Genomic DNA, 25,595 nt, shown 5'->3' with positions numbered 1-25,595 from the left:
CGCTGCCCGTTGAGGTTGATCAATATTTGAGCACCCCTCAGCGAGGGGCGCTAATGATACTCGCAATGGCAGGGCAGAATAAAGCGAAATTGGTTATTTGCTGATCAAAAGTTGGTAATTGGTGGCGTTTGGCCCCGGGTCTACAATACTGAGTCGAATTCGTACCGGCCGCTGGCTGGGAAACGGACTGTCAGCAGTCAGTTCTCCGCTCAAATATTCACTGGGAGAAAAGCGGCGCTCGGCTACTGGCACACCTTGTACATTCTCAAACTTCAGTAATAGATCGGGAAATGACTGATCAAAGCCGGCTTTGTTAATCAGGACGGCTTCCACTAACAGGGCATCAGGTTCGGTAGGGTGGCTAATCACCATCAGGTGCTGGCTCAGAATCAAATCCAGATTGACCAATTGTGGCAGCTTGATACCCAGTTTGCTGGTGACCGGCTCTATCCAGGTTCGGTACTGCGGGTTTTGAATAAGCGCATCGTAATTAAAGTAAATGTACTGAGTGGGCAGTGCCACCAGCGCCAGCAGGCAGGCGGCGATGGTGAGCGGTCTGCGTTGTTTGGGTCTGGCTTTGGTAGCGGTAAACGGGCTGTCAGGATCAGCTTCGATGGCTTCAGGTATAAACTCGGCGCTGTCGCTGCCAAGGGGAATGGGTCCATCGCCATCCGGCAGAACGTTAATGGCGGGTTCGTGCGGAGGTTCGGGGGCATCGAGCCGGTGCTCAGGATCTATGGGCGGATGATCGAGCTCGGTTGTTAGCAGCGTCTCGCAGTCTTGAGGTGCTTCCTCGCTTTCCAGGGCCGCTTTCTCGCTTTCCAGGGCCGCTTTCTCGCTCTCCAGGGCCGCTTTCTCGCTCTCCAGGGCTGCTTTCTCGCTCTCGACAATCGCCTGTTCGCTCTCGGCGGTCAGCACGTCGCTGACTGTGGAGGAGGCGGATTCTGTGGCAATGGGCGCTTCGGTTGGAAGGTCGGCCAGATCACCATCATAGTCTTGTTCAGGCTTTTCTTCGGCCATCGCTTGCCCGGTAGCTGGTTCGAGCTCAGTAGAATCAGGTTGGTCGCCGGACGTTGGCTCAGATTCAGAATCAAGCACTGAATCCGGGGACCTATCCATATCGTCGTGGATCAGCCAGTCGTCTTCCTGTTCTTTGTTCTCCGCCTGGTCGTCCTCCAGCTCAAAACTGGACTGTGCTTCTGCCTGTTGGCGATTCTGGCGGCTGCGGGCGAGGCTCTCAGTCGCCAGGCGCTGAACTTCCAGCTGGTTCTTGTACTCGTCTTGCTGTTGATCCGATGGCTCAGGTTCAACATCCTGACGATGCTGCTCGGCATTAAAAATCGTCAGGCAGGCGCCACAGCGTACGCGGCCGCTGGCCAGCTTAAGCTGGGTGGCGGTTACGCGAAAGGCTATCTGGCAAGCCGGGCAGCGTGTAATAAATTCCATTCAGTAAAGACTATGCAATTATCAGGTTATTGTGTTTTTACGCCGGACAGGCGCGCCCAATCCTCTTTGCTCACCGGAGTGTCGAACTCGAACTGGTTTGCGTAAGGTGCCATGACATCTTCAATCTGGGGAACAATCAGCCCAGCCATGCAGAGTTTGCCGCCGGAACGAGTCAAGCCGCTGATGGTTTCAGCAAGGCTGATAAGCGGCGCGGCGAGAATATTGGCTACGGTCACATCCGCTTGCAGTTCAGGTTGTTCACCGGGCAAGTAGGTGAACAGCTTGTTCGGGTCAATGTTGTTTCTTTCACCATTGTCACGAGTGGCGAGCAGTGCCTGAGGGTCATTGTCGATGGCAATCACTTTCTCTGCCCCCAGCAACAGGGCAGCGATGCCAAGAATTCCTGAGCCGCACCCATAATCCACTACAGTTTTACCCTTCAGGTCGATACCGTCCAGCCATTGCAGACACAAAAAAGTGGTTGGGTGAGTGCCAGTGCCAAAGGCGAGACCCGGATCCAGCATCAGGTTGACGGCATTTGGTACCGGTGGTTCCAGCCAGCTCGGGCAGATCCACAAGCGTTCTCCACATTGGATGGGGTGGTAATACTTCATCCACTCCCTCTCCCAATCCTTGTCCTCTAGAATTTCCCAGCTGTGGTCTGGAAGCTCTTTGCCAAGAGAGTCTCTCGCCGTTTCGGTGGCCTGTTCGGTGTCTGTGTTGGCGGTGAACAGGCCGATGACCCGTACCTGGTCCCAAAGAGGGGTTTCACCCACCGCGGGTTCAAGAATGGGCTGATCGGCCCGGTCCAGCAATGTCACTGAAACTGCACCTGCAGCCAGTAATGCATCTTCCACGGCTTCAACGCCGTCGCGAGTAGTATCCAGTTTCAGTTGTAACCAGCTCATATAATCCCCTTGATAATATGGCCATTATCATCGAATGAGGCGGCGGATAACAGTGGATAGGCTGTTTACCCTTCCTTAACGTTGAGCTAGTGATAATTCACCCTCAATTTCTGCTGTGTCTGATATCGACACGCCCATCGGATAGTAATGGCCCTAATGGTTTTTCTTTTTATTCGGGCAATTTAACACTCATTGAATGTTCGCTTCATTGGCTCCTTTTCGGCGGCGATCTTCTAGTATTAAAAGGCCTCAGTTATAGCCCCTCTTTGAGTGGTTCAGCTTTGTAGTAAAGGACGCGAGTTATGAAAAAGAGCATTTTGCTCATAGTCATTCTGGCCGGTGTCGTCGGTTTGGCCTTTTATTATTGGCCTGCCGGCAGTAGTGACGCCGATCAGCAACAGGCGATGGCCCATGGACAGAAAGCGGTGCCAGTGGATGTGATGGCGGTACACAAACAGCAAGTACGACTGTTTGATGAACTGCCGGGAAGGGTTGCAGCACAGAAAGTGGCTGAAATTCGTCCCCAGGTGAGTGGCATTATTACCAAACGCCTGTTTAAAGAGGGTAGCTATGTCGAGGCTGGCCAGCAGCTGTATCAAATTGATCCAGGCCTTTATCAGGCCGCTTACAGCAGTGCTTTAGCGCAATTGCAAAGAAGCCGGGCTAATTTGAAGGCCGCCGAGTCAACTGCCAAGCGCTACGATGGACTGATTGAAAAGCACCTTGTCAGCCAGCAGCAGTACGACGATGTAAAAGTGGCACACGAGCAGGCCAAGGCTGATGTAGCTATCGCCGAGGCCAACGTTGCCCGCGCCAAAATTGACCTCGATTACACCAAGGTCTATGCGCCAATCTCCGGCCGGGTCGGACGCTCACTGGTGACCGAAGGCGCACTGGTGACTGCCAGTCAGGAATCCGAACTGACCCGCGTAACCCAACTCGACCCGGTTTATGTGGACCTTACCCAATCCAGTGCTGACCTGATGCGTATGCGCAGTATGAGTAAGACCGATATTCTGGCAGTGTCGCTGAATGTTGACGGTAGCGCCCAGCCTTATCCTCACAAAGGCGAGATTCAGTTTGCCGATGTAACTGTGGATGAAAGCACCAGCTCGGTAGTGATGAGAGCGGAATTTCCTAACCCGGACCAGCTATTGTTGCCGGGCATGTTTGTTCGGGCGACTATTGAACTGCCTTCACAGCAGGGATTTCTGGTGCCGCAGCGGGCTACCAACCGCACGCCGGATGGCAGCTTGCAGGTTTGGCGAGTAGCTGCAGACAACACAGTCAGCCCTTTCACGATTCAGGCCGAGCGCGAAGTTGGTAATCACTGGTTGGTGACCGAAGGTCTGGCCGAAGGCGACACCATTGTGGTGGCGGGGTTTCAGAAGATCAGACCGGGGGCGACAGTTAATCCCGCAACATCTGACGCTGTTAATCAAGCACCCACCGCAGAGTCAGCCGCCTACTAGCAGGAACGCTTCCCATGTCGAGATTTTTTATCGATCGACCAGTGTTTTCACTGGTCATTGCCATAATTATTATGCTCGCCGGTGCGCTCTCTATCGAGCAGTTGCCGGTGGAGTTGTACCCCAAGGTTGCGCCCCCGTCGGTTACAGTGTCCGCGACATACCCCGGTGCGTCAGCGAAGGCGGTGGAGAACAGCGTTACCCAGATCATTGAACAGCGCCTTACCGGAATCGATAACCTGCGCTACTTCAGCTCTACCAGCTCCGATGGCAGCGCAGCTATCACCCTGACCTTTGAACCAGAAGCAGATCCGGATATCGCTCTGGTGCAAACCCAGAACAAAATTCAGGCTGCTATGCCACAGCTTCCCAGGGAGGTGCAATCCCAGGGGGTTTCGGTCACCAAGGCCAACAACAATTTCCTCTTGGTAATCGGTCTTTACTCGGAAGATGGTTCGGTCAGTCAGTACGATCTGGGCGATATGTTGTCCTCGAAAATTCAGGATGCCATCGCCAGGGTAAACGGTGTTGGTAGTGTGCGGGTATTTGGTACCCAGCACGCCATGCGAATCTGGCTGAATGCCGACAAGCTCAACAGCTATCGACTCACTACTGTGGACGTTGCCAATGCGGTGAGCGTGCAGAACTCGGATGTCTCGGCAGGCCAGTTGGGTGGATTGCCGGCAGTGGAAGGCCAGCAGCTTACTGCTACCATCACTGCACAGTCGCGGATGCAGACTGCTGAAGAGTTTAAAAACATCATTTTGAGAGTCAATCCCGACGGCTCCCAGGTGCGCCTCAAGGACGTAGCTCGAGTCGAGTTGGGTTCAGAACAGTACAGCACCATTGCTCGATATAAGCGCCAGCCAGCCTCGGGCATGGCCATCAGCCTGGCATCCGGTGCAAATGCGCTGGACACTGCCGCCGCCGTTAAAGAGAAAATGACGGAGCTGGAGAAAAGTCTGCCATCGAGTGTGAAGGTGGTTTACCCCTACGACAACACTCCCTTTGTGGAGCTGTCCATTGTCGGGGTGGTAAAAACCCTGATTGAGGCAGTGATTCTGGTATTCCTGGTGATGTACCTGTTCCTCCAGAACGTGAGGGCAACACTGATTCCCAGTATTGCAGTACCGGTGGTGTTGTTGGGTACCTTCGCGGTGTTGGCCGCGTTTGGGTATACCATCAACACCCTCACAATGTTCGGTATGGTGCTGGCCATTGGTCTGCTGGTGGACGATGCCATCGTTGTGGTGGAAAACGTCGAGCGGATTATGGCAGAAGAGGGCTTGTCTCCTCTGGAAGCGACTCGTAAATCCATGGACCAGATTACTGGCGCGCTGGTTGGAATTGGCCTGGTACTGTCAGCCGTGTTTGTACCGATGGCATTCTTTAGTGGTTCTACGGGTGCGATCTATCGGCAGTTTTCCATCACCATCGTGTCGGCGATGGCGCTATCGGTTGTCGTCGCGTTGGTACTATCACCCTCGCTCTGTGCGATGTTACTGAAGCCAGCCAAGAATGGTCATATTGAAAAGAAAACGGGTTTCTTTGGTTGGTTTAACCGCTGGTTTAATCGCGGCCGCGACGCGTACCAACAGGGCTCCGGGTTTATGTCCCGTCGCATCGGCCGATTCCTGATTATCTACGTGGTGCTGGTGGGTGGCTTGATGCTGCTGTTCAGCAAACTGCCCACAGCGTTTATCCCCGATGAAGACCAGGGCACCATGTTTATGATGGTAAATGCGCCTCCCGGCGCGACCGCCAGCCGTACCCTGGAGAGCCTGAAGCAGATTGAAGATTACTTTCTGGAGGAAGAGTCCGAAAACATAGACCATCTGTTTACCGTGGTTGGCTTCAGTTTTGCCGGTAGCGCGCAAAATTCCGGTCTGGGCTTTGTGAAGCTGAAAGACTGGAGCGAGCGCCCCAACGAAGACCAGACAGTCTTTGCCATTGCTGGCAGGGCGATGGGCTTTCTGTCGACCATCAAGGATGCCATGGCGTTTGCCTTTTTCCCGCCACCGATTCAGGAGCTGGGTAATGCTACCGGTTTCGATTTGCAGTTGTTAAATCGCGGTGACCTCAGTCACGAAGACTTTATGCAGGCGCGCAATCAGTTGCTTGGGATGGCGGCACAAAACAGTCAGCTGATGGGGGTGCGTCCCAACGGCCTTAACGATGTACCTCAGTACAAAATTGATATCGATTTTGAAAAAGCTTCGGCGCTTGGTTTGTCCATTGATGTCATTCAACAAACCCTGCAAACAGCCTGGGGTTCACGTTACGTCAACGACTTTATGGATGAAGGTCGCATCAAGAAGGTGTACATGCAGGCGGATGCGCCGGATCGCATGACCCCGGAAGATGTTGATAAGTGGTACGTGCGGAACAACACCGGTGAGATGGTGCCGTTCAGTGCATTTTCCAGCGGCCACTGGAGTTACGGCTCACCGAGACTGGAGCGCTTTAACGGCATTTCGTCCCTGAATATACAGGGTTCGCCAGCTGCGGGTGTGAGCTCAGGTGTCGCCATGGCGGAAATGGAAAAGCTGGTGTCGCAACTGCCCGAAGGTATCGGTCATGAGTGGACTGGTCTCTCTTATGAAGAGCGTGAAAGTGGATCGCAGGCACCGGCGTTGTATGCGCTCTCCATTCTGGTGGTGTTCCTCTGTCTGGCCGCGCTCTATGAAAGCTGGACGGTTCCATTTGCGGTTATTTTGATTATTCCGCTGGGGATCCTGGGGGCAGTAGTAGCCACAGGTATGTTTGGATTGAGCAACGATGTCTATTTCCAGGTGGCCTTTTTGACCACCATCGGGTTGTCGTCCAAAAACGCCATTTTGATTGTGGAATTTGCCAAGGATCTCTACAAGCAGGGGCACAGTTTGCTGGAGGCGACCGCTATTGCAGCCAAGTTGCGTTTCAGGCCTATTGTGATGACATCGATGGCGTTTATTCTTGGTGTCACGCCACTGGCAATTTCCTCGGGAGCTGGCTCTGCGAGTCAAAATGCCATTGGTATCGCGTTAATTGGCGGCATGTTGTCGGCAACGTTAATCGCGATATTCTTTGTGCCGATGTTTTATGTGATGGTGGAGAGGATATCCAAACGGAATACTTAATTAGCGGGGATTTTTCTCTACATACCACAAGGTCGCCACACGATTTGTGTGGTGTATTATGCCAAGAGATGAATCAGAAGTTGAACGGCTTCTGATTCATCTATGCTAGTTAACTTAATTAGCTATTGAAAATAGCAGCTCCAGTTAGCTATAAAAAAACTCTCTGAAAAATCAGAACAATTTCCTTGGTCATCGCAGACCCTGATAACAACAAGGGCATCTGCACCATAGACATAAGATTGGGTAAATTCACTTAATCCAGTTGACCACCCATATACCAAATATGGGCCAATTGGCTGGCTATACCAAACTTCAAAGTGAGTGTATTGAGCTGTGCTTCCCCCCTCTTCCCATAATATCAAGTGATGTGTATACGGAGGGGGATCACAATGACCTAAAAGAATACCCGAAAGGTTAATAGGGGGTACTAAGACAGCTGGTTCAGGTTCAGGAGGAGCAGTATAGTAATTGGCTACAGAAAAAGCCGTGGTTCCTACAGCACGGTGATTTTCATGGTCATCATCACCATGGAATGCAAAATTATTGTGCGAGAATGTTTTAACCTGTTCATAGTCTCTCCAGGTCTCCTCTGGTAAGTCATCGACTGAAGTCATTACTGTATAGACGTTCTCCCCAAAGATGCCTGAGGTGGCATGATATCCTCGACTATCTGAATACAGCCCAGAAGATGAATAATGTCCTGCACCAAGTATATGGCCCAATTCATGAGCTGCTGTTAACTGGTTGTTTATACATAGCTGCGAAGTGGCTATGACACCATAAAAATGAGTGTCTTTATATCTCCTGTCTGTTCCTGGGATATCTGGGTCTAATGGCAGAAATCCGCCAGCCCCTAAATTCCAATTTAAGGGTTGTTTTGCCTTTCCGCAAATACCGACAGGCGAGGGAGTACCAGTAAATACTAAAACCACATCAGCTTTAAATTGAGCTCTTCGCCAATTCAGTTCGCTTCCGGGGTCACTTGGCCCTGGCATATGCTGTGACTGGGTGTCTAATTCTTGAAGTAAACTGCCTAGTGTTAAACTTCCATCTAAGGTTGTGAACAGAACAGGGTATGGAACCACAAATTCTAATTCTACTGGGAAAGGAATTCCAGAGAGTTCCTGTGACTGTGACCATACATCCATCATGTTCATCATTTATCGAGACGCATCGGTAAGGTCAGCTGTCGACGTATAACCAAATAGTATCTTAATCGTTGAGTCGGCAGAATAAGAAGAGCAGGAAATGATAAACAAAAAAGCGAGAGAAAATAGATATCTCATCGTTACAGCCTCCATTCAATTGAGTAGTTATTCCTTTATTAATTAAGGTTATTATCCTTTAGGTATTTTTGATACCGCTTTTCAAACTTAATCATTTCATCCTTCCGCATTGCATGGCCAGTTTCAATGATAAGTGCGAGCTGAGGATCTTTTTTTATTGGGTCGATTATATAGTTCTTCCCTTTATAAAAAATTTTTATTGATCCAATTAAGGATGGCATGTAGTGCTTCTTCTTTGTTTTTCCCTTATCTAATGATGGAAGTATTGAGGCAGTCTCATCTAATGGCTCCTCTTTCGGCTCTTTGAGCTTTTTCTGTTGAATAAGAAAAGAAGCGTTATTTATGCTTCGTATCAATAAATCATTCGAATCAAATTGGATTGCTGTATCGTTTTCATCATAAATGGCATCTATCGATCCTTTCCAAATAGTACTTGCATCCTTCTGAAAGGTAGACTTCTTGTGAGTAATCTTTACTGAGATGCCGTCAGGCATAGTAACTAAGAATCCTTCGCTGTCAGAAAAGGCATTAAAGTTTACTTTGGCAATGCCGTAAGATGGAATTTCAAAAATCTTTTTTTTGATCTGCTTGTCTATGTCAGAGTCTTTCATCAGATAATCTGTATCGTCATCAGATAGGTAAGAAAGGAGTTCGGGTAATAAATGGTTTTCAGCTGATAAACAAGTTGTAGCAGATATTGTGAAAAAAACTGCAACTACTAGTGATTTGATGAGCTTCATACATCCTCCTTGAAGTGTCTAATGAATAAGTGCAGGGGACGTATATTTCTATGAAATGAATTGATATATGCGTTCCATGCTTATAATGACAAAGCTTCGTTGTCATGAAGATCAATAACATATTTTGAATTGAGCGGCCATGCTTTGAGCGACCAAAATGACGGGGGGGTCATTGTGGTGAGTAAAAAGGTTTTTATCGAAACAGTATAGTGGAGGAAAAAGTAATAAGTGGGGTCGGATGAAAATGGCACTTACTTAAGCTTCTTGGGGTTCCCCCACTTATTCCATTGCACTTATTCCTGGATCGGCGGGACCGCAGCTATCTGAGGGCGGTAAGGAGGCGACCGCAGCGCTATGCGATGAGGAAATAAAAATGCCAGTCAGCTGCTTAACTGACTGGCATTACGGCAGAAGCCGGGCTTTTTCAGGTTTACAAGCCGAGTTTTTTCTCGAGGTAGTGGATATTGACGCAGCCACGTTTGAACTCGGAATCATTGACCAGATCTTTTTGGAGATCGCGGTTGGTTTTAATACCTTCAATGATTAACTCGTCCAGAGCGTTGTTCATTCTCGCCAGGGCATTTGCGCGATCACGGCCGTAGGTAATTACCTTGGCAATCATGGAGTCGTAGTGCGGCGGAACGGTGTAGCCGTTGTACAGGTGTGAGTCGACGCGAATACCAAAACCTCCAGGGGCATGGTAGTTGGTGACTTTGCCTGGACTTGGCATAAAGGTTTTCGAATCTTCGGCATTGATGCGGCACTCAAACGCGTGGCCACGGAAAACAATGTCTTCCTGCCTGAGGCTGAGTTTTTCGCCGCTGGCAATGCGCAGTTGTTCCTTGATGATATCGACGCCGGTAATCATTTCGGAAACCGGGTGCTCTACCTGAACACGAGTGTTCATCTCGATAAAGTAGAAGTGCTCGTTTTCATACAGGAACTCAAAGGTGCCGGCGCCTTTGTAGCCGATGTCGATACAGGCTTTGGTGCAGGCATCGTAAACTTCCTGACGAACGTGGTCGGGAATGCCCGGGGCCGGTGCCTCTTCAAGAACCTTCTGGTGGCGACGCTGCAGGGAGCAATCGCGGTCACCCAGATGGATGGCATTACCTTGGCCGTCGGCCAGTACCTGAATTTCCACGTGGCGAGGTGTGGTCAGGAATTTCTCCATGTACACAGTGTCGTCGCCAAACGCAGTGCGGGCTTCCGATTTGGTGATCTGAATGGCGTTGATCAGGTGCGCTTCGGTGTGCACCGTGCGCATACCGCGACCACCACCGCCAGCGGCGGCCTTGATGATTACCGGGTAGCCGATTTCGCGGGCAATTTTCAGGCTGCGCTCGTTGTCGTCGGTAAGTGGGCCGTTGGAGCCGGGTACGGTTGGCACACCAGCTGCCTTCATCGCGGCGATGGCTGAAACCTTGTCGCCCATCAGGCGAATTACCTCAGCACTTGGGCCAATAAAGGTAAAACCGCTGTTCTCTACCTGTTCGGCAAAGTCGGCGTTTTCCGCCAAAAAGCCGTAGCCAGGGTGAACCGCCACGGCGTCGGTGACTTCCATGGCGCTGATGATGCGCGGTACATTCAGGTAACTTTCGGTAGACGGGTTCGGGCCAATACAGACCGACTCGTCTGCCAGGCGAACGTGCTTCAGCTCTGCATCCGCTTTGGAGTGAACGGCAACGGTCTTGATGCCCAGCTCTTTACAGGCTCGCAAAATCCGCAGGGCAATTTCGCCGCGGTTAGCGATAAGTACTTTTTCCAGCATGAGTGACTCCCGGATCAGATGATGGTGATCATCGGCTGGTCAAATTCAACCGGCTCACCGTCTTCCACCAGGATGGCACCGATAACGCCGGACTTGTCGGCTTCGATCTGGTTCATCATCTTCATGGCTTCAACGATGCACAATACGTCACCAGCTTTTACGCTCTGGCCAACTTCGATAAAGGCAGGAGAGCCGGGAGCCGGAGAGCGATAGAAAGTGCCTACCATTGGAGAGGCAATAATGTGGCCTTCCGGCTGGCTGCTTGCCGGAGCAGCTTCAGGGGCGGCTGCGGCAGGTGCGGCTGCAGGCGCTGGAGCCGGGGCCGGCGCTGCGGCATAGTGTACAGGTGCTGCTGCGGCTACAGTTGGGCCATTGCGGCTGATGCGTACAGATTCTTCGCCTTCTTTAATTTCCAGCTCGCCGATGTCGGACTCTTCCAGCAGCTCGATCAGTTTTTTAATTTTGCGAATGTCCATGATGATTCCTGAATTATTGAGTTTTAAACAAAGTTATTGTGTGCTGTCGAGGGCGTTGAGTGCGGCGGTCAGGGCCAGCTGGTAGCTCTGTGGGCCAAACCCGCAAATAACGCCCTCGGCAATATCTGAAAAATAGGAGTGTTCCCGGAAGGGCTCCCTGGCGTGCACATTGGAGAGGTGGACCTCGATAAACGGAATATCTACAGCCAATAGGGCATCCCGTAGTGCTACGCTGGTGTGAGTAAATGCCGCTGGATTGATAAGGATGAAGTTCACCCCCTCGCGGCGGGCATCGTGGATGCGTTCAATCAGTTCATATTCGGCATTACTTTGCAGGGCTTGTAGGTGATGCCCTGCATTAAGGCAGGTCTCGGTCAATTGGCGGTTGATATCTTCCAGGGTGGTGGAGCCATAGATCTCAGGCTCGCGAGTGCCCAACAGGTTAAGGTTGGGGCCGTGCAGCACTAGAATGGTCGCCATGGTATCTCTGTCCGAGCGTTATGTCCTGATAAAGGTTGCCAGAAGTCTGCACCAAAATATTCTTTATGTCCAATTTTTTACGGTTTAATGATTTTTCGCGGATAATCGCAGCAAGTTCTTGTGTATATTGCGCATAAGTTTGAGTTGTTGGCTTGGTTGTAAAGCAGGATCCCTGCCAGAACGCAGCGAGATTGCAGCACTTCACGCCTCAATTGCGTAACTATTGGGTAAGTTTTGCGATTGTGATCTTATTTGTGGCAAAAAAGCTTTTATTTGTTGTTAAGTTGCTGCCAACTTGTTTGTTGAGTTCTGGGGGGAGGGTTTGGCTTGGCAATCTATAGCACCTGCTACTTACGTGCTATAGTGACTGCGCTTAACCTATAGGTCTCAGGGACTCGGTAATGTATTCAATTTTCAAGCGTTGTTCAGTGGTGTTGGTAGGGTTGTTGTGCGCACAGTTGACGGGGTGTTTCACGGATGACTCAGCAAAGCTGGAGGTGGTTGACCCATACGTTCGGGCCATACCTTCCGGTCGAACCGTAACGGCGGCATTCTTTACACTGGATAATAAAAGTGATCAGACATGCCATCTGGTGGCTGCAACTGCCGACAATGTCGAGAGGGCTGAGTTGCACAATCACATCCTTGAAGATGGCCTGATGAAAATGCGTGAAGTGGATAAAGTGGTTGTGCCAGCCGGTGAGCAGACCATCTTTAAGCCGGGTGGCCTTCATATTATGTTGTACGGTGTATCCAGAAATATGTCGCATGGCGACAAAATCCAGCTGACACTGGAGTTTGAAGACTGCGATAATCTGGCAGTGGACGCAGAGGTGCGTCATCCAAACAAAGAATAAAGAATTACCCATTCGGGGTGATCAAAAAAGGAGTGATCTGTGGGCTTTTCCGGTTGGCGAGCGAACTGGTTGGGCAGGGCTCGTGATTTAGGTCAGGGGCTTAGCGAAGACTATTTTAAAAAGAATAATGCACCTTATTTAAAGTGGTTACTGGTTGGTATTGCAGCGTTTTTGCTGATTTGCAGTTTGATTGGCTGGTATTGGAGCCAGGAGCCGGAACCATTCAGTGTAGTGGAGAATGCCCGGACCAAATCTGGCGATAATCACTCAATAGTTGGAGTCACCACGACAACGACCTTGATTCGCGTTACAGAAACCCTGCTGGATAAGCGTGGCGGTTACCTGAGTAATGACATTGCCCCTCCAGGAGTCTGGCTCGACAATATTCCCAGTTGGGAGTACGGGGCGCTGACCCAGGCCCGCGAACTGGCCAAGGCTATGGAAGAGGCTTTCAGTCGATCCCAATCACAATCCAAAGACGATGCCGATCTGGTGCTGGCCAAGTCCCGTCTGAATTACGACCATCAAAGCTGGTTGTTTCCTGCAACCGAGTCGGAATATCGGGATGGCATAAAACATCTGCAATCCTACCTCGACCGGCTTACGGATAATGATGACTTTAATGCCCAGTTCTACAGTCGCGCAGATAATCTCAATTACTGGTTGCGGGTTGTTGAGACCAAGCTTGGCAGCCTTTCACAGCGACTGAGCGCCAGTGTGGGCCGTCAACAGCTCAATGTGGATCTGGCTGGTGATCCGGCGGCTCGTCAGGCGACCCCGGCACCTAAGGATCAGGAAGTGAAAACATCCTGGCTCGAGATTGATGATGTCTTTTATGAGGCTCGCGGCAGCTCCTGGGCATTAATGCACTTTTTAAAAGCCGTTGAAGTGGATTTCGCCGACGTTCTGGAAAAGAAAAATGCACGAGTGAGTGTGCGACAAATTATTCGCGAACTTGAAGGTGCCCAGCAACCGGTCAGAAGTCCGTTGATTCTCAATGGCAACGGGTTTGGGTTGTGGGCCAATCACTCTCTGGTGATGGCCTCTTATATCAGTCGTGCGAATGCGGCATTGATTGATCTGCGTGAATTATTGGCGCAGGGATAACAATTAAACTGTAATTACTGAGGTGTTGTACCTGTGAACAGCCTTACGTCCATGGATAGTCTTCAGCAATTGGAGTTGTTGCAGAAAGTGATCGCTGCCCAGCCACTTGGCATAGCCCTGGTGGACAAGGATCTGCGTGTGAAATTCTGGAACGACTGGATTGCACAGTGGAGCGGCATGCCTGATCAGCATGTAATTGGAGAATCTCTGGACAGTGTTTTCCCGAATTTGGCTGGTACCGAGTTTTGCTCTGTCATTGAGCGGGTGATAAAACAGGGCGGACAGGTTTGCTGGAGCCAGAATATTGATCCAGAGCGCCTTGATTCCATTGAGCGTGCCATGACTTCCGGAGACCGGGAGTTGCCTCTTCATCGCGTTAGCCTCAGCGCTATAGAATCTGAACATGGTCAATTGTGTCTCGTACAAATTGACGAGGCTCCTTACGACCCGATGGCGGTTGTAGCCCGCAAGCCAGATAGCCCGGTAATTGATGGCGAAATGCCAGCCTACATGGAGACCGAATGGCTTGCTGTTTTGTTGCTGGATAAATTTGGCACAATCCAGGATTTTAACCCGGCTGCCGAGGCCATGTTTGGTTTTAACCGCGAGCAGCTTAAGGGTGCTCCTGTCAGGTTATTGCTACCGGATTTGGCCGAATTGCCAGAGGGCGACCTGAAGTACCATCTGGAGGATAAAGTTCGCCAGCAGAGTGAAAACCTGCTTGAGGCCGCGACCGCAGATGGTCACTCCCTGTTCGTACAGGTACAGGCGTTTCGCTCGGTAACTCACTCGGACAACTATGTGGTCACGGTCCGTGATGCAACGGCTCTGTGCAGTACACAGGAAAGCCTCTTTCGACAAAGGGAATTGATCAGCGCGGTATTCGGGCAAGTTGCCGATGGTCTGCTGATGACCGATGACCAGGGGCTGGTAGAGCACGTCAACCCGGTGGGCAAAGAACTGCTGCGCACCAACGACGCCACAGGGATGTTGGTTAAAGAGTTACTGACTTTTAGTGATGACACCGGGCGACAGCTGCCTTGCCCGGCCTCAGAAGCCTTGTCACGAGGTACCGTGGTGAGCTTGCCTGAAGGCGCGCATTTAAGTATACCCGGGCAGGATCCGGTCAGTATGATGGCTACTGCGACGCCGTTGCGCAATCGCCGCAATGAATTGGTTGGTGTGGTGGTTGTTTTCCGCGCGGTGAGCGAATCCCGAAGACTGTCGAGCAAATTGACATGGCAGTCCCTGCATGACCCGTTGACTCAACTCCCCAATCGTCGACAGCTTGAGGCTGAGCTGGCAAGACTGATTGAGGACTCTCAACAGAATCGCACTACCCACACGCTGCTTTATATAGACCTTTATAACTTCTCAGTGATTAACGATACCTGTGGTCACAATGCCGGTGATGAGTTGTTGCGACAGTTTGCGCGACTCTTTACTCGCCATGTTAGCAATGTCGATATGGTGGCGCGTTTGGGGAACGATGAATTTGCCGTACTGCTTCGCAACAAAGGTGGTGAAGAGGGACGGGAGATTGCCGAGGAGTTGCTCTGGCAAATTAAATCCTTCAGCTTCCCCTGGGGGGAGCGCAGGCTGCGTATTGGTGCCAGCATTGGTGGCAAGGTTATTAACAGCGATACCCGCACCGAGATTGATGTGCTGGTAGCGGCAGGAGCGGCATGCGCGACTGCTCGTGAGTCGGGGCGCAATCGGGTTCACTTTCAGTACCAGAGTCAGGATATTGCTCATCGTCAAAGTGTTGCAGCGTGGATTCCCCGAATTACCGAAGCGCTGGAAGAAGACCGGTTTGTACTCTACGCACAACCGATTGTGCCCACCTTTCGAGCGGCACTCACCACTCGCCACTATGAGTTGCTGGTGCGTATGGTGGATAGGGAAGGCAAGCTTGTGCCTCCGGGCGAGTTTATCCCGGCCGCTGAGCATTATGGGTTGATCGATGATCTGGATCGTTGGACCTTTGAAAGGCTGCTTTCTTATCTGCAGGAACAGCGCTCTCAGGAGCACAGCTATCAGCAGCGCTTCAGCCTGAATCTTTCCGGTCACTCCGTTGGTGATGAAGGGTTCCGTGAGTACGTGTTGAGTCGATTGGATGAAACCGGAGTAGACCCCAAGCAGCTTCAGTTTGAAATCACCGAAACTGCTGCGGTACGCAACTTTGATCGCGCCATGGAGTTTATTCGTGCCCTGAAGGCCAAGGGCTGTTATTTCTCGTTGGACGATTTTGGTAGCGGTCTGTCGTCGTTTGCTTACCTCAAGCAGCTGCCAGTGGATTTCCTGAAAATCGATGGCAGCTTTATCAAGAAAATGGAATTTAACGATATCGACTACTCAATGATCAGTACCATCAATCACCTGGGCCATATCATGGGAATACACACCGTTGCAGAGTGTGTTGAAAATGAAAACCAGATGGCGATGTTGCGGGAAATTGGTATCGATTATGTACAGGGGTATCACGTTGCCCAGCCGAGGCCGATTGAGCAGTTGTAAGATTGCTTCAAAAACACAGAATGCCCCTGCCTGACGCAACAATTGTTGGGTAGGGTGTTCTCTGTTTGAAGTGTTTTTGAAGGGCAAGCCTGAAACTTTCAGAAAGTTAACGAACTCGCAGTTGAAGTCCCATGGATATCTCTAGTCTTTTCACTCCCTGCGCTTTGAGTAGTGTCATTATTTCTGTTTTATCTGCCTCTCCGGTGTTGGCGAACTCCGGCCAGACTATTGAAGAAACAGTGGTAAATGTCACTCGCATTAAAAAGCAGACATTTGAAATGCCTTACAGTGTTGGAGTGGTTGATAGTGAAAGCCTGAATCATAAATTAGCGCGTACTTTGCCAGAGGCTTTAAAGATCTTGCCGGGAGTGATGGTGCAGAAAACGGCCAACGGCCATGGCTCTCCTTTTATCAGGGGGTTTACCGGATATCGTACTCTGGCACTTATTGATGGCATTCGTTACAACAACTCCGTTTATCGTGATGGGCCGAATGAATATTTCGGGCTGATTGACTTCAATACGGTCTCCCGGATTGAGTTATTGGGCGGCCCATCTTCAGCCGCTTATGGCAGTGATGCCATAGGTGGTGCACTTAATATACAAACCGCTCGCTCGAATTATTCAGATAAAACACAGAACGAAAATTACTGGAATGCCAGTCAGAGTTACCGTTATGCCAGTGCTGAAAACAGCCACTTGAGTCGAACTACTTTGTCGGTAGGCGAGGGTGGTCAATGGGGGGCGCTGCTGGGCTTCAGTTATAAAAACTTTGGCGATGTCGAAGCGGCGAACCTTGGGAAATTGCCAACCACGGGATACGACGAGAAAAGCTGGGATGCCCGTCTTGATTCTCAATTAAGCGATCATTGGGCGTTAACACTGGTGCATCAACAATTAATGCAGGACGATGTGTGGCGCACACACTCCACTATTTATTCGAAATCGTTCGCGGGTTCTGATGTGGGCTCGGATCAGCGTCGCTTAAAAGATCAAAAGCGTCGCTTTAGTTATGTGAGATTGACGGGCAGTGATTTAAACGATTGGCTGGATAAAGCAGCCTTTACCGTTTCACAACAGCGTTGGGATGAAGACGGCGAGCGGGTTCGCTCCAGTGGCGCTTCTATTCAGGACTTTTTTGATTCCGAAATGACCGGTGCCGAATTGCAGCTCAACAGTCACTGGCAATCGGTGCAATTTACCTACGGATTTGATTTTTACCGCGATCAGGTAGATACCGGTCGCGTCGATTTTAATTTTGATGGTTCAGTTAAAGCCGTTCGCATACAGGGGCCGGTGGGTGACGATGCCCGTTACGATCAGTGGGGTGTTTACCTGCAGGCTGACATTCCTGTTAATGAGCAATGGGCGCTGAGTGCGGGAACTCGCTTCTCCGGTACTCGTGCCGAAGTAGGTCGATTTGAATCACCCGAGACAGGTCTTCCGGACAGTTATGACAATCGCTGGAATGCATTGGTGAGTTCACTGCGGGTCAGTTTTCAGCCGGCCTGTGAAACGGACTGGAATCTCTGGGCCGGGTTAAGCCAATCATTTCGAGCCCCCAATATTGCCGATATCAGTCGCTTTGGTGGCAGTCGCAGCAACGAAACCGAAGTGGCAGCAACCAATCTCGATCCCGAGTATTTTCTCACCGGAGAAATTGGTGCAAAAGCACGCTGGGATAACTTGGCTTTTACTGCAACTGCTTATTACACGGATATTCGCGATTTTATAACCAGTACGCCGACCGGAAGGATCGTCGACGGTATGACCGAGGTAAGCAAACAGAACAGCTCCAGCGGTTTTATTGAAGGAGTTGAGCTGACCGCAGACTGGCAGTTGGGTGGCGGCTTTACCGCCAGTGGCAATATTACCTGGCTACGCGGAGAACTGGATGTCTATCCGGTAGCGGGATCAACCATTCAGGTCACGGAGCCAATGAGTCGTATCATGCCAATGACCGCAAACCTGGCTCTGTCCTGGGACAGTCAGGACAAAACTGCCTGGGCGAGGATGGACCTGATTCATGCAGAAAAAGCCGATCGCCTGAACACCGCCGACAAGGATGACCTGCAGCGAATTCCACCCGGCGGAACACCGTCCTATACGGTAGTGGATGTGATGGCTGGCTACCAGCTGAATAAAAATACCGATATCACCCTCGGCATCAACAACCTCTTCGATGAGGCATACCGCAGTCACGGTTCCGGCAGCAATGAGCCGGGGCGTGGGCTGAAGTTTGGCGTAAGGCTAAGCCTGTAGTTAACAGGCCCTAGTAGATGCTGATTGCATCTCTGGGTTGAATGATACTCAGGCAGGCCCTGACCACCTCAGGGTGAAAAAATTTGCCTGACCCTTCAGTGATTACCTCCCTCGCCTTGCACAAGCCTTTCGCAAGTCGATACGGTCTCTCTTCGCTGATGCTGTGAACAATGTCTGCGACACTGATAATTTGCGCCTCCAGTAAAATTTCATTTCCACTTAGTCCTCGCGGATAACCCGATCCATCCAATCGTTCGTGATGTTGGTAAACCATATCGGCTACTGGCCACGGAAACTCAATTCCCTGAAGAATTTGATAGCCCATTTCACAGTGCTTTTTTACCAGCGCAAACTCTTCTGGTGATAGTTTTGCCGGCTTGTTCAGAATTGAGGATGGCACGCCAATTTTTCCGATGTCATGCAAGGCTGCACCAAACTTCAGTCCCTGGAGTGAATCGCCATCAAGCCCCATAACCTTGCCAATCTGATAGGCGAGGCTGGAAACACTGTTTTGATGTGAATGGACATAGAGGTCCCGTATCTCCATTACTCGGCCCAGTGACTCGATGGTATGGAAAAAAACGGAGTGAGCTTGAGGGGATTGACGAAGTGATAAACCATCCGTGTTGAAAGACCGGTAGGCCTGCTCCATATTGTTCTCCTTGTTACTGACGGTAATCCATTGCTTTGATTGGGGCCTGTTTACAATAACTTTTGTAAGCAGGCCCTGATTACTAACAATAGCGCACAATCTTCGCTTTGCCAGAAGAGTCAGTTCCAGGAAGAAGGGGTTAAATAGTGGACAGGACCTCTTGATGCTGCTCCGCCCTCAGGCGCGGCCCGTATTGGCTTACCACCTGCGCCGCGGCGCGGCAGGCCAGTGCCCCTGCATGCGGATAGCTCATTCCTTGAGTGATACCGTACAAAAACGCACCGGCAAACATATCGCCGGCACCGTTGGTGTCGATGGCTTTTACTGACGGAGCATCCACTTTGTGTAACTGCTCGCCGTCAAACAAAATTGCACCTTCGGCACCCAGGGTGATGGCAAAGCAATCGGCAGTCGCTTTCATTGCTTCGCAGGCGGCTTCGATATTGTCTGTTTCGGTCCAGCCCATCGCTTCTTCTTTGTTGGCAAACAGCAGATTGACGCGATCGCCGATCATCTCCTGCAAACCCTCTTTAAAGTACATAACCATGCCCGGGTCGGACAGGCTCAGCGCGGTTTTAACACCGGACTGTTCTGCCAGTTTGCGCGCCTCAATAGCTGCCGGGCGGCCGGTAGCGGAAGTCACCAGGTAGCCTTCCAGGTAAACGTACTCGGACTCGGCGATGGCGTCCGGGTTGAGGTTGTTGGGGCACAGGGTTTCGCTAATACCCAAAAAGGTATTCATGCTGCGCTCGGCATCCGGAGTGATCAGCACCAGGCATTTGCCGGTGGTGCCTTCAGGTAGCTCGCCATTGACGAAGTCGACACCGGCATCGCGCAGATCCTGAAGATAAAAACGGCCGTTGTCGTCATTGGCTACCTTACAGGAGTAATAGGTGCTCGCACCGAAGTAGCTGGCGCCAATTATGGTATTGGCTGCGGAGCCGCCGCTGGCGCGTTTGGAAGTGGTGAGGTGATCCGACAGATGTGCAATCAGCTCTGCCTGGCGGGCCTCATCAACCAGGGTCATCAGGCCTTTGTCGATGCTGAGAGTTTGCAGGTCGCTGTCCTGTACTTCGATTTCGGTGTCCACCAGCGCAGCGCCCACCCCATAAATATCGTATTTGGCCATAAATTTTTCCAACCGGTTCCTGTCTACAACTGAGGAGGCTATTATCCTGTCTCTCGTGAGTTCAGCAAGTCATAACAGCAAGCAGGTGTTTTTTGGCCACTCGAAAAAAGCGCAAGGTCAGCCGTAAAAAGGGCCGCAATACGAAAAAAACCAGTTTCTGGCGTCGTCTGTTCTGGAAGACGATGCTGTGGGGTTTTGTGATCGCCATCGTCGGGCTGGGAATTCTGGACCTGATGATTCGCGACAAGTTTGAAGGCCGCAAATGGGCTCTTCCCGCCCATGTATACAGCCGTTCGCTGGATCTCTATGAAGGATTGGCTCTCACGCCAAGCCAGTTGGCCTGGGAGCTGGATGAACTGGGGTATCGCCAGTCGAGCCAACCGCGTCAGCCTGGTCAGTATCGAATCAGTGGCGATCACGTTGAGTTGTACAGCCGCGGATTTCGATTCTGGGATGGCGAGGAGCCGGCACGTTTTCTCGACCTGCGCTTTGATGACGGCCTGCTGGAGCGGCTCGACTCCAATGATGGGCGCGTGGCCGTAGCCAGATTGGAGCCGGTGCGCATCGGCGGTATTTTCCCAACCCACCTGGAAGATCGGGAACTGGTAAAACTGGAAGAGCTGCCGCCCTATCTGGTAGACGGTTTGCTGGCGGTGGAGGACCGCCGCTTTTATGAGCACCACGGTGTGTCGTTGCGTGGAATCGCTCGCGCCATGAAGGCTAACCTGCAATCCGGCTCAATGCGTCAAGGTGGAAGTACCGTTACCCAGCAGCTGGTGAAGAACTTCTATCTCACCCAGGACCGTACCCTGGTGCGTAAGCTGATGGAAATTCCCATGGCGTTGCTGTTGGAGTTGCACTACAGCAAGTCGGAAATTCTCGAAACCTATTTCAACGAAGTATTTCTGGGCCAGGCTGGTCGCCGCGCCATTCATGGCTTTGCCCTTGCCAGCCGTCACTACTTCCGCCAGCCGGTACAGGAGCTTGAACTGCATCAGGTGGCGTTACTGGTCGGGCTGGTGAAAGGTGCTTCCTACTACGACCCATGGAGCCACCCCGAACGAGCCAAACAGCGCCGCGACCTGGTGTTGGATGTAATGGCGGAAGTCGGCATGATCAGTGGCGATCAGGCACGGGGGGCAAAACTGAAACGACTTGGTGTGGTATCAGAGCGTGCCACCGCCTTTAACCGCTACCCGGCTTATCTCGATCTGGTGAAGCGCCAGTTGCAACAGGATTACAGCGCCGAGGATCTGCGCAGCGAAGGGCTGCGTATTTTTACCAGTTTTGACCCGCAGGTGCAGTGGCAGCTGGAGCGCAGTATCAGCAATCGCCTCGCTAATCTCGAGCAGGGCTATCGCATGGAGAAAGACAAGCTGGAAGCGGGCGCAGTGGTCACTCGTGTTGGCTCTGGCAAAGTGGTGGCGCTGGCCGGTGGTCGCCAGCCAGGATTTGCCGGCTTCAATCGCGCTCTCGATGCCATTCGTCCGGTGGGTTCCACCATCAAGCCAGCGGTATTTTTAACCGCGCTGGAAAAGCAGCGCTACACCTTGTCATCCCTGATCAGCGATACCGAATTCAGTATCACTGCCCAGGACGGCCAGGTCTGGCAGCCGAAAAACTATGGCCGTGAAGAGCACGGCGATGTACCGCTTTACGAGGCATTGGGGCAATCCTACAACCTCGCTACTGCACGTCTGGGTATGGAGCTCGGGGTGCCAACCGTTGTTGATACCCTTGAGCGACTCGGTCTGGAGCGGGAAGTAAATCCGGTGCCCTCGCTGTTGCTGGGTGCCACCGGAATGTCACCTTATGAAATAGCAGGGATCTACCACACCATTGCCGCCGACGGTTTTTACACCCGGCTCAGCGCCATCGATGCGGTTTACACCGCAGACAACGAGCCGCTGCGCCGTTACGCTCACGAAGTGGAGCAACGTTTCAGTGCCGAAAGCATGCACCTGTTGCAATACGGTCTGCAGGTTGTAGTGCGCGAAGGTACCGGCAAAAATGCCTACTCCCGCTTGCCACAGGAGATGGTGGTGGCTGGCAAGACCGGCACATCCAATGACCAACGCGACAGCTGGTTTGCAGGTTTTAGCGGTAACTACCTCAGTGTTGTGTGGTTAGGCATGGACGACAACAGCAGCATGCCGCTGACCGGTGGTACCGGCGCGCTCAGGGTTTGGACAGACCTGATGGCCGGCATCGACAATGAGTCGATGGCATTTCGCAAGCCGCAAGAGGTAAGCTACCTATGGGTTGATGCACAAAATCGTCTCAGTGGCGAAGATTGTAAAGACGCTCGCTATTTGCCGTTTATCAACGGCACCGAACCAACCGAAAAAGGTCCTTGTTATGAGGAGCCGAGAAAATCGGTGGTGGACTGGTTTAAGGATTTATGGGGCAATTAAATGAATAAAAAGATACTGCTGACTGCACTGACATTATCGGCGGTGGGTTGTACCACTCTGCCACCGTCTTCGCAGCCGGTAACTTACCCACCCAGTAACGGCCCATATCGCGCGCCAGTGGAAGAGGCGGGCAGCTCAGCGCCGCAGCAACAAGCGCCAGTGGTTGAACCGGATTCATCTGCCTCGCCAGTGGCCATTGTGCCCGGCCAGGCTGATTCCAATAAAACCGAGCGTGCGGTAAATGGCTTGCTGGAGAAGGGTTGGTCTCTGTATAGCCAGCAAAGCTACGACGCTTCGATCAGTGTTGCTGAACGTGCGCTAAGGATTGACCGCTATCAGGCCGATATATATCTGCTGCTGGCGCATAATTACCTGGCGATGTCGCAACTCAGCCGTGCTGAACAGTTTGCCCGCCAGGGGCTGACTGTGACCGATAAGAAGAGCGACAGTTACAGCCAGCTGAAAGATATACTCACCGACATTGAGCGTCAGAAGTAACGGTTTTAAAAACGATAATAAGAGTAACAAATTGATGAATTTGACCATTGAAGAGCAGCGCCGCCTGCATCGGCACGACATTCACGGCTTGATTGATGCCATGGATATTGAGACAGGCAACAGCCTTGGTAAATTGGCCGATGTCCACCGCGAAGGCATCTTGCTGTTGTGTGAACAGCCCTGTGAACTGGGTCAGGTAATGCAGCTGCAACTGTCTACCAAGGGTGACGTTCAACTACCGTGGATGGAAATAAAAGTGCAGTGCCGCTGGGTGGGTGATACCAACAGCGACGGCGACACGCCAGTCGGTTGCCAGATACTCGATATGGAAGCCGAAGCCTTTGCGGTGTTGCAGCAGTTAGATTTATAAAATCAAGGAAGATCTGATCAATTCCATTTTAGCCACTCCCGCGTAGGCGGGAGTCCATATTTTCATGTGCCTGTGGATTCCCGCCTGCGCGGGAATGGCATTCTTGAGTTATTTCCTAGCTTACAGCAACCAACTTAAAGCTTTTGTTTTCCGCAACGATTTCTACCTGATCAAAGTACTGCTTCGCTTTTTGCGGCAGCGGCACAAAACTGTTTACTACAAATAATCCCTTGCCACTGCGGCGCAACACCCGTTTGGTCGTGGCGAGGAATTTGTCGGTCAAACGCCCGTCGGTGGCAAAGCCTTGGTGAAAGGGCGGATTGCACAACACCACATTAAAGCGCTCGCGGATATTGCTGCCGGCATCGTCGGCAATCACTTCGCCGTTAATGTTCAGCAACTCAAAATTCTTTTTACAGGCAGCCAGTGCTGCGGCGTTGTTGTCAGTGGCGACAATGCGTTCGAAACCATACTGCCGTGCCGAGCTGGCGATATAGCCGTAGCCGCAACCCAAATCCAGCAGGGCGGCTTCTTTGGGCAGATGTTTTAAAAACTGCGGCAGATGCTCAACCAGAAAAGCGCTGCCGCGATCAATTTTATCCCAGCCAAACACACCCGGTTTGCTGAACAGTTGTTCATCGTCGAGAGAGATTAAAGAGCGCAATTCCGAGTAATTTTTATCGTCCAGTGGCTCACCGGCTTCATCGGAGTTTTTGGCAATATACGCGGTGTAGCAGTTGCCATCTTTTTCGGTGTGCACGTCGCTTTGAAAATATTCACCGGCTTTTTTGGCGTAGGTTTTCAGGCCGTCGTTTTTTTCGCCCGACAAAATCAACTCGCCGCCTTGGACTAATAAATCAAAGGCACGATTGATCAGGTGATGCACCACCGGCTTTTCTTTTGAAACCCGATAACAGATGCGCTGAAAACTTTGCGGTGCAAATACCGTGGTATCGAAATCGCTGAAGTGCGCATCCAGTTTGGCGGCAACGGCCTGCTGGTGAATATCAAAACGGTTGGTGAGTAGCGACAGGTCGCGACCAGCCAGTGACGCAAATGGCGCGTCTGGAAGATTTTCATCCACAATCAGCAGGGTTTTACCTTCGCCGGAGTGAATGTCAGAAAGCAGTTGGCCGAAACAGTTGTCGCTCATAAATGATTTTCAATTACTGGTTAACGTTACTTGTCATCCCCGCGAAGGCGGGGATCCATAAAACTCTTGATACCCGCCTTCGCGGGAGTGACGGTGACGAGGTACTAGTGACGGTTGCAGGCCTGTCATCCTGAGTGCAGCGAAGGATTCCGGCGCTTACTTGCCGCCACCTGAATTCCACACGCTATCAATCTCGTCTTCCGTCAGCGCCCGATACTCCCCAGGCTCCATATCTGCATCCAGAACAATCTCGCCAATCCGTTCGCGATGCAGTGTCACCACCCGATTGCCCTGTGAGGCAAACATCCTTTTCACCTGATGGTATTTTCCTTCTGCAATGGTTAGCCGCGCTTCAGTCCCGGAAATCATTTCCAGTACCGCAGGCAGGGTGCGGCGCTTTTCATTATCCAGCCAAACGCCCTCGCTGAACTTGCGGGCAATTTTCTCCGCATCGTTTTCCGAAATCGGATTCGCTAGCGTTACCAGATAGGTTTTTTTGCAGTCGCTTTTCGGCGACGTCAGCGCATGGTTCCACTGGCCGTCATCGGTAATCAACAACAAACCAGTAGCATCCAGATCCAGTCGCCCGGCGATCTGCAACTCACCACTGCGTGGTTCATCTACCAACAAATCAATCGCGGTCGGGTGCTCGGCATCCTTGGTCACCGACACATAACCGTCCGGTTTATAGAGCATAAAATAGCGTGCTGTTGGCTGGCTGACCGAATTGCCATACAGGCAGATATCACTATCTTCATTTACCTGCTGGTTTGGGCCGGATGCGGACATGCCATCCACAGTCACCTCCCCCGCCTTGATCAACTTTTTAATCTCGGAGCGGGAGAAGTCGGTGGCGTTGGATAAAAATTTATCGAGGCGCATTTAATTCTCAGTGCGTCATCCCCGCGCAGGCGGGGATCCATTGTGAGCAATGATGGATTC

Annotated in this window: 20 protein-coding genes; 9 read left to right on the top strand and 11 right to left on the bottom strand. The window is 51.5% G+C overall.

Annotated features, from left to right (window positions below; translation table 11 throughout):
- Nucleotides 1-93: 93 nt before the first annotated feature.
- Together QP938_12350 and prmA are read right to left on the bottom strand one after the other, a co-directional pair.
- Nucleotides 94-1,446 (bottom strand): DUF3426 domain-containing protein, encoded by a 1,353-nt coding sequence (locus tag QP938_12350; GenBank protein WIO74079.1) that lies wholly within the window; start codon nt 1,444-1,446, stop codon nt 94-96.
- A gap of 26 nt (nt 1,447-1,472) precedes the next feature.
- Complete coding sequence (gene prmA / locus QP938_12345; protein ID WIO74078.1) at nt 1,473-2,354, bottom strand: 50S ribosomal protein L11 methyltransferase; 882 nt, start codon at nt 2,352-2,354, stop codon at nt 1,473-1,475.
- A gap of 302 nt (nt 2,355-2,656) precedes the next feature.
- Here prmA and QP938_12340 point away from each other — a divergent pair, with 302 nt between their 5' ends.
- Together QP938_12340 and QP938_12335 are read left to right on the top strand one after the other, a co-directional pair.
- Entirely contained in the window at nt 2,657-3,826 is a 1,170-nt protein-coding gene (locus QP938_12340; protein WIO74077.1) for an efflux RND transporter periplasmic adaptor subunit, read from the top strand.
- A 14-nt stretch (nt 3,827-3,840) separates the two neighbouring features.
- Nucleotides 3,841-6,942 carry an efflux RND transporter permease subunit gene (locus QP938_12335; GenBank protein ID WIO74076.1) on the top strand — a complete coding sequence of 1,034 codons (3,102 nt, stop codon included), beginning with the start codon at nt 3,841-3,843 and terminating at the stop codon, nt 6,940-6,942.
- A gap of 122 nt (nt 6,943-7,064) precedes the next feature.
- On the opposite strand, the gene QP938_12330 is transcribed toward QP938_12335, so the two are convergent.
- The 5 genes from QP938_12330 to aroQ all read right to left on the bottom strand — a co-directional run bounded on the left by QP938_12330 (nt 7,065) and on the right by aroQ (nt 11,695).
- A complete protein-coding gene (locus QP938_12330; GenBank protein ID WIO74075.1) occupies nt 7,065-8,102 on the bottom strand; it encodes a hypothetical protein in 1,038 nt (345 codons plus the stop codon).
- A 164-nt stretch (nt 8,103-8,266) separates the two neighbouring features.
- On the bottom strand, nt 8,267-8,968 hold the full coding sequence (locus tag QP938_12325) for a hypothetical protein (protein ID WIO74074.1): 702 nt from the start codon (nt 8,966-8,968) through the stop codon (nt 8,267-8,269).
- Nucleotides 8,969-9,398: 430 nt separating this feature from the next.
- The gene (gene accC / locus QP938_12320; GenBank protein WIO74073.1) at nt 9,399-10,739 is read right to left on the bottom strand and encodes an acetyl-CoA carboxylase biotin carboxylase subunit; all 1,341 of its coding nucleotides are present in this window, start codon (nt 10,737-10,739) and stop codon (nt 9,399-9,401) included.
- Nucleotides 10,740-10,753: 14 nt separating this feature from the next.
- Nucleotides 10,754-11,215, bottom strand: coding sequence for an acetyl-CoA carboxylase biotin carboxyl carrier protein (gene accB / locus QP938_12315; protein WIO74072.1), 462 nt, complete (start codon nt 11,213-11,215; stop codon nt 10,754-10,756).
- Between the two features lie 33 nt (nt 11,216-11,248).
- Complete coding sequence (gene aroQ, locus QP938_12310) at nt 11,249-11,695, bottom strand: type II 3-dehydroquinate dehydratase (GenBank protein ID WIO74071.1); 447 nt, start codon at nt 11,693-11,695, stop codon at nt 11,249-11,251.
- A gap of 401 nt (nt 11,696-12,096) precedes the next feature.
- On the opposite strand from aroQ, the gene QP938_12305 reads away from it, so the two are divergent.
- From QP938_12305 to QP938_12290, 4 genes are all read left to right on the top strand, one after another.
- Complete coding sequence (locus tag QP938_12305) at nt 12,097-12,552, top strand: copper chaperone PCu(A)C (protein WIO74070.1); 456 nt, start codon at nt 12,097-12,099, stop codon at nt 12,550-12,552.
- Between the two features lie 39 nt (nt 12,553-12,591).
- The gene (locus QP938_12300) at nt 12,592-13,659 is read left to right on the top strand and encodes a DUF2333 family protein (protein ID WIO74069.1); all 1,068 of its coding nucleotides are present in this window, start codon (nt 12,592-12,594) and stop codon (nt 13,657-13,659) included.
- Between the two features lie 33 nt (nt 13,660-13,692).
- Nucleotides 13,693-16,176: an EAL domain-containing protein gene (locus QP938_12295; GenBank protein WIO74068.1), complete on the top strand. Its 2,484-nt coding sequence runs from the start codon at nt 13,693-13,695 to the stop codon at nt 16,174-16,176.
- Between the two features lie 131 nt (nt 16,177-16,307).
- Complete coding sequence (locus QP938_12290; protein WIO74067.1) at nt 16,308-18,437, top strand: TonB-dependent receptor; 2,130 nt, start codon at nt 16,308-16,310, stop codon at nt 18,435-18,437.
- A gap of 10 nt (nt 18,438-18,447) precedes the next feature.
- Here the strand turns inward: QP938_12290 and QP938_12285 are convergent, their stop codons facing one another.
- Together QP938_12285 and QP938_12280 are read right to left on the bottom strand one after the other, a co-directional pair.
- Nucleotides 18,448-19,089, bottom strand: a complete 642-nt coding sequence (locus tag QP938_12285; protein ID WIO74066.1) for an HD-GYP domain-containing protein — start codon at nt 19,087-19,089, stop codon at nt 18,448-18,450.
- A 139-nt stretch (nt 19,090-19,228) separates the two neighbouring features.
- The gene (locus tag QP938_12280; protein WIO74065.1) at nt 19,229-20,218 is read right to left on the bottom strand and encodes an adenosine kinase; all 990 of its coding nucleotides are present in this window, start codon (nt 20,216-20,218) and stop codon (nt 19,229-19,231) included.
- 92 nt (nt 20,219-20,310) lie between these two features.
- Here QP938_12280 and mrcB point away from each other — a divergent pair, with 92 nt between their 5' ends.
- From mrcB to QP938_12265, 3 genes are read left to right on the top strand one after another with little or no spacing between them, the layout of a single operon-like run.
- Nucleotides 20,311-22,632, top strand: coding sequence for a penicillin-binding protein 1B (gene mrcB, locus QP938_12275; GenBank protein ID WIO74064.1), 2,322 nt, complete (start codon nt 20,311-20,313; stop codon nt 22,630-22,632).
- Complete coding sequence (locus QP938_12270; GenBank protein ID WIO74063.1) at nt 22,633-23,130, top strand: hypothetical protein; 498 nt, start codon at nt 22,633-22,635, stop codon at nt 23,128-23,130.
- A 34-nt stretch (nt 23,131-23,164) separates the two neighbouring features.
- The gene (locus tag QP938_12265; protein ID WIO74062.1) at nt 23,165-23,500 is read left to right on the top strand and encodes a PilZ domain-containing protein; all 336 of its coding nucleotides are present in this window, start codon (nt 23,165-23,167) and stop codon (nt 23,498-23,500) included.
- Between the two features lie 115 nt (nt 23,501-23,615).
- Here the strand turns inward: QP938_12265 and QP938_12260 are convergent, their stop codons facing one another.
- Together QP938_12260 and rsuA are read right to left on the bottom strand one after the other, a co-directional pair.
- Nucleotides 23,616-24,653: a methyltransferase gene (locus QP938_12260; protein ID WIO74061.1), complete on the bottom strand. Its 1,038-nt coding sequence runs from the start codon at nt 24,651-24,653 to the stop codon at nt 23,616-23,618.
- A gap of 156 nt (nt 24,654-24,809) precedes the next feature.
- A complete protein-coding gene (gene rsuA / locus QP938_12255; GenBank protein ID WIO74060.1) occupies nt 24,810-25,535 on the bottom strand; it encodes a 16S rRNA pseudouridine(516) synthase RsuA in 726 nt (241 codons plus the stop codon).
- Nucleotides 25,536-25,595 lie beyond the last annotated feature (60 nt).

Source organism: Porticoccaceae bacterium LTM1 (assembly GCA_030252795.1).
Lineage (GTDB): Bacteria > Pseudomonadota > Gammaproteobacteria > Pseudomonadales > Porticoccaceae > SCSIO-12696.
This window is presented reverse-complemented; position numbering and strand designations above follow the sequence as displayed.

Excerpts from the sequence above, each read along its gene's own strand:
- QP938_12265 (WIO74062.1), top strand. The coding sequence starts at position 23,165 with ATGAATTTGACCATTGAAGAGCAGCGCCGCCTGCATCGGCACGACATT.
- accB (WIO74072.1), bottom strand. The coding sequence starts at position 11,215 with ATGGACATTCGCAAAATTAAAAAACTGATCGAGCTGCTGGAAGAGTCC.
- QP938_12335 (WIO74076.1), top strand. The coding sequence starts at position 3,841 with ATGTCGAGATTTTTTATCGATCGACCAGTGTTTTCACTGGTCATTGCC.
- QP938_12285 (WIO74066.1), bottom strand. The coding sequence starts at position 19,089 with ATGGAGCAGGCCTACCGGTCTTTCAACACGGATGGTTTATCACTTCGT.
- aroQ (WIO74071.1), bottom strand. The coding sequence starts at position 11,695 with ATGGCGACCATTCTAGTGCTGCACGGCCCCAACCTTAACCTGTTGGGC.
- rsuA (WIO74060.1), bottom strand. The coding sequence starts at position 25,535 with ATGCGCCTCGATAAATTTTTATCCAACGCCACCGACTTCTCCCGCTCC.
- QP938_12260 (WIO74061.1), bottom strand. The coding sequence starts at position 24,653 with ATGAGCGACAACTGTTTCGGCCAACTGCTTTCTGACATTCACTCCGGC.
- QP938_12290 (WIO74067.1), top strand. The coding sequence starts at position 16,308 with ATGGATATCTCTAGTCTTTTCACTCCCTGCGCTTTGAGTAGTGTCATT.
- QP938_12280 (WIO74065.1), bottom strand. The coding sequence starts at position 20,218 with ATGGCCAAATACGATATTTATGGGGTGGGCGCTGCGCTGGTGGACACC.
- QP938_12330 (WIO74075.1), bottom strand. The coding sequence starts at position 8,102 with ATGATGAACATGATGGATGTATGGTCACAGTCACAGGAACTCTCTGGA.
- prmA (WIO74078.1), bottom strand. The coding sequence starts at position 2,354 with ATGAGCTGGTTACAACTGAAACTGGATACTACTCGCGACGGCGTTGAA.
- QP938_12325 (WIO74074.1), bottom strand. The coding sequence starts at position 8,968 with ATGAAGCTCATCAAATCACTAGTAGTTGCAGTTTTTTTCACAATATCT.
- accC (WIO74073.1), bottom strand. The coding sequence starts at position 10,739 with ATGCTGGAAAAAGTACTTATCGCTAACCGCGGCGAAATTGCCCTGCGG.
- QP938_12305 (WIO74070.1), top strand. The coding sequence starts at position 12,097 with ATGTATTCAATTTTCAAGCGTTGTTCAGTGGTGTTGGTAGGGTTGTTG.
- QP938_12350 (WIO74079.1), bottom strand. The coding sequence starts at position 1,446 with ATGGAATTTATTACACGCTGCCCGGCTTGCCAGATAGCCTTTCGCGTA.
- QP938_12270 (WIO74063.1), top strand. The coding sequence starts at position 22,633 with ATGAATAAAAAGATACTGCTGACTGCACTGACATTATCGGCGGTGGGT.
- QP938_12340 (WIO74077.1), top strand. The coding sequence starts at position 2,657 with ATGAAAAAGAGCATTTTGCTCATAGTCATTCTGGCCGGTGTCGTCGGT.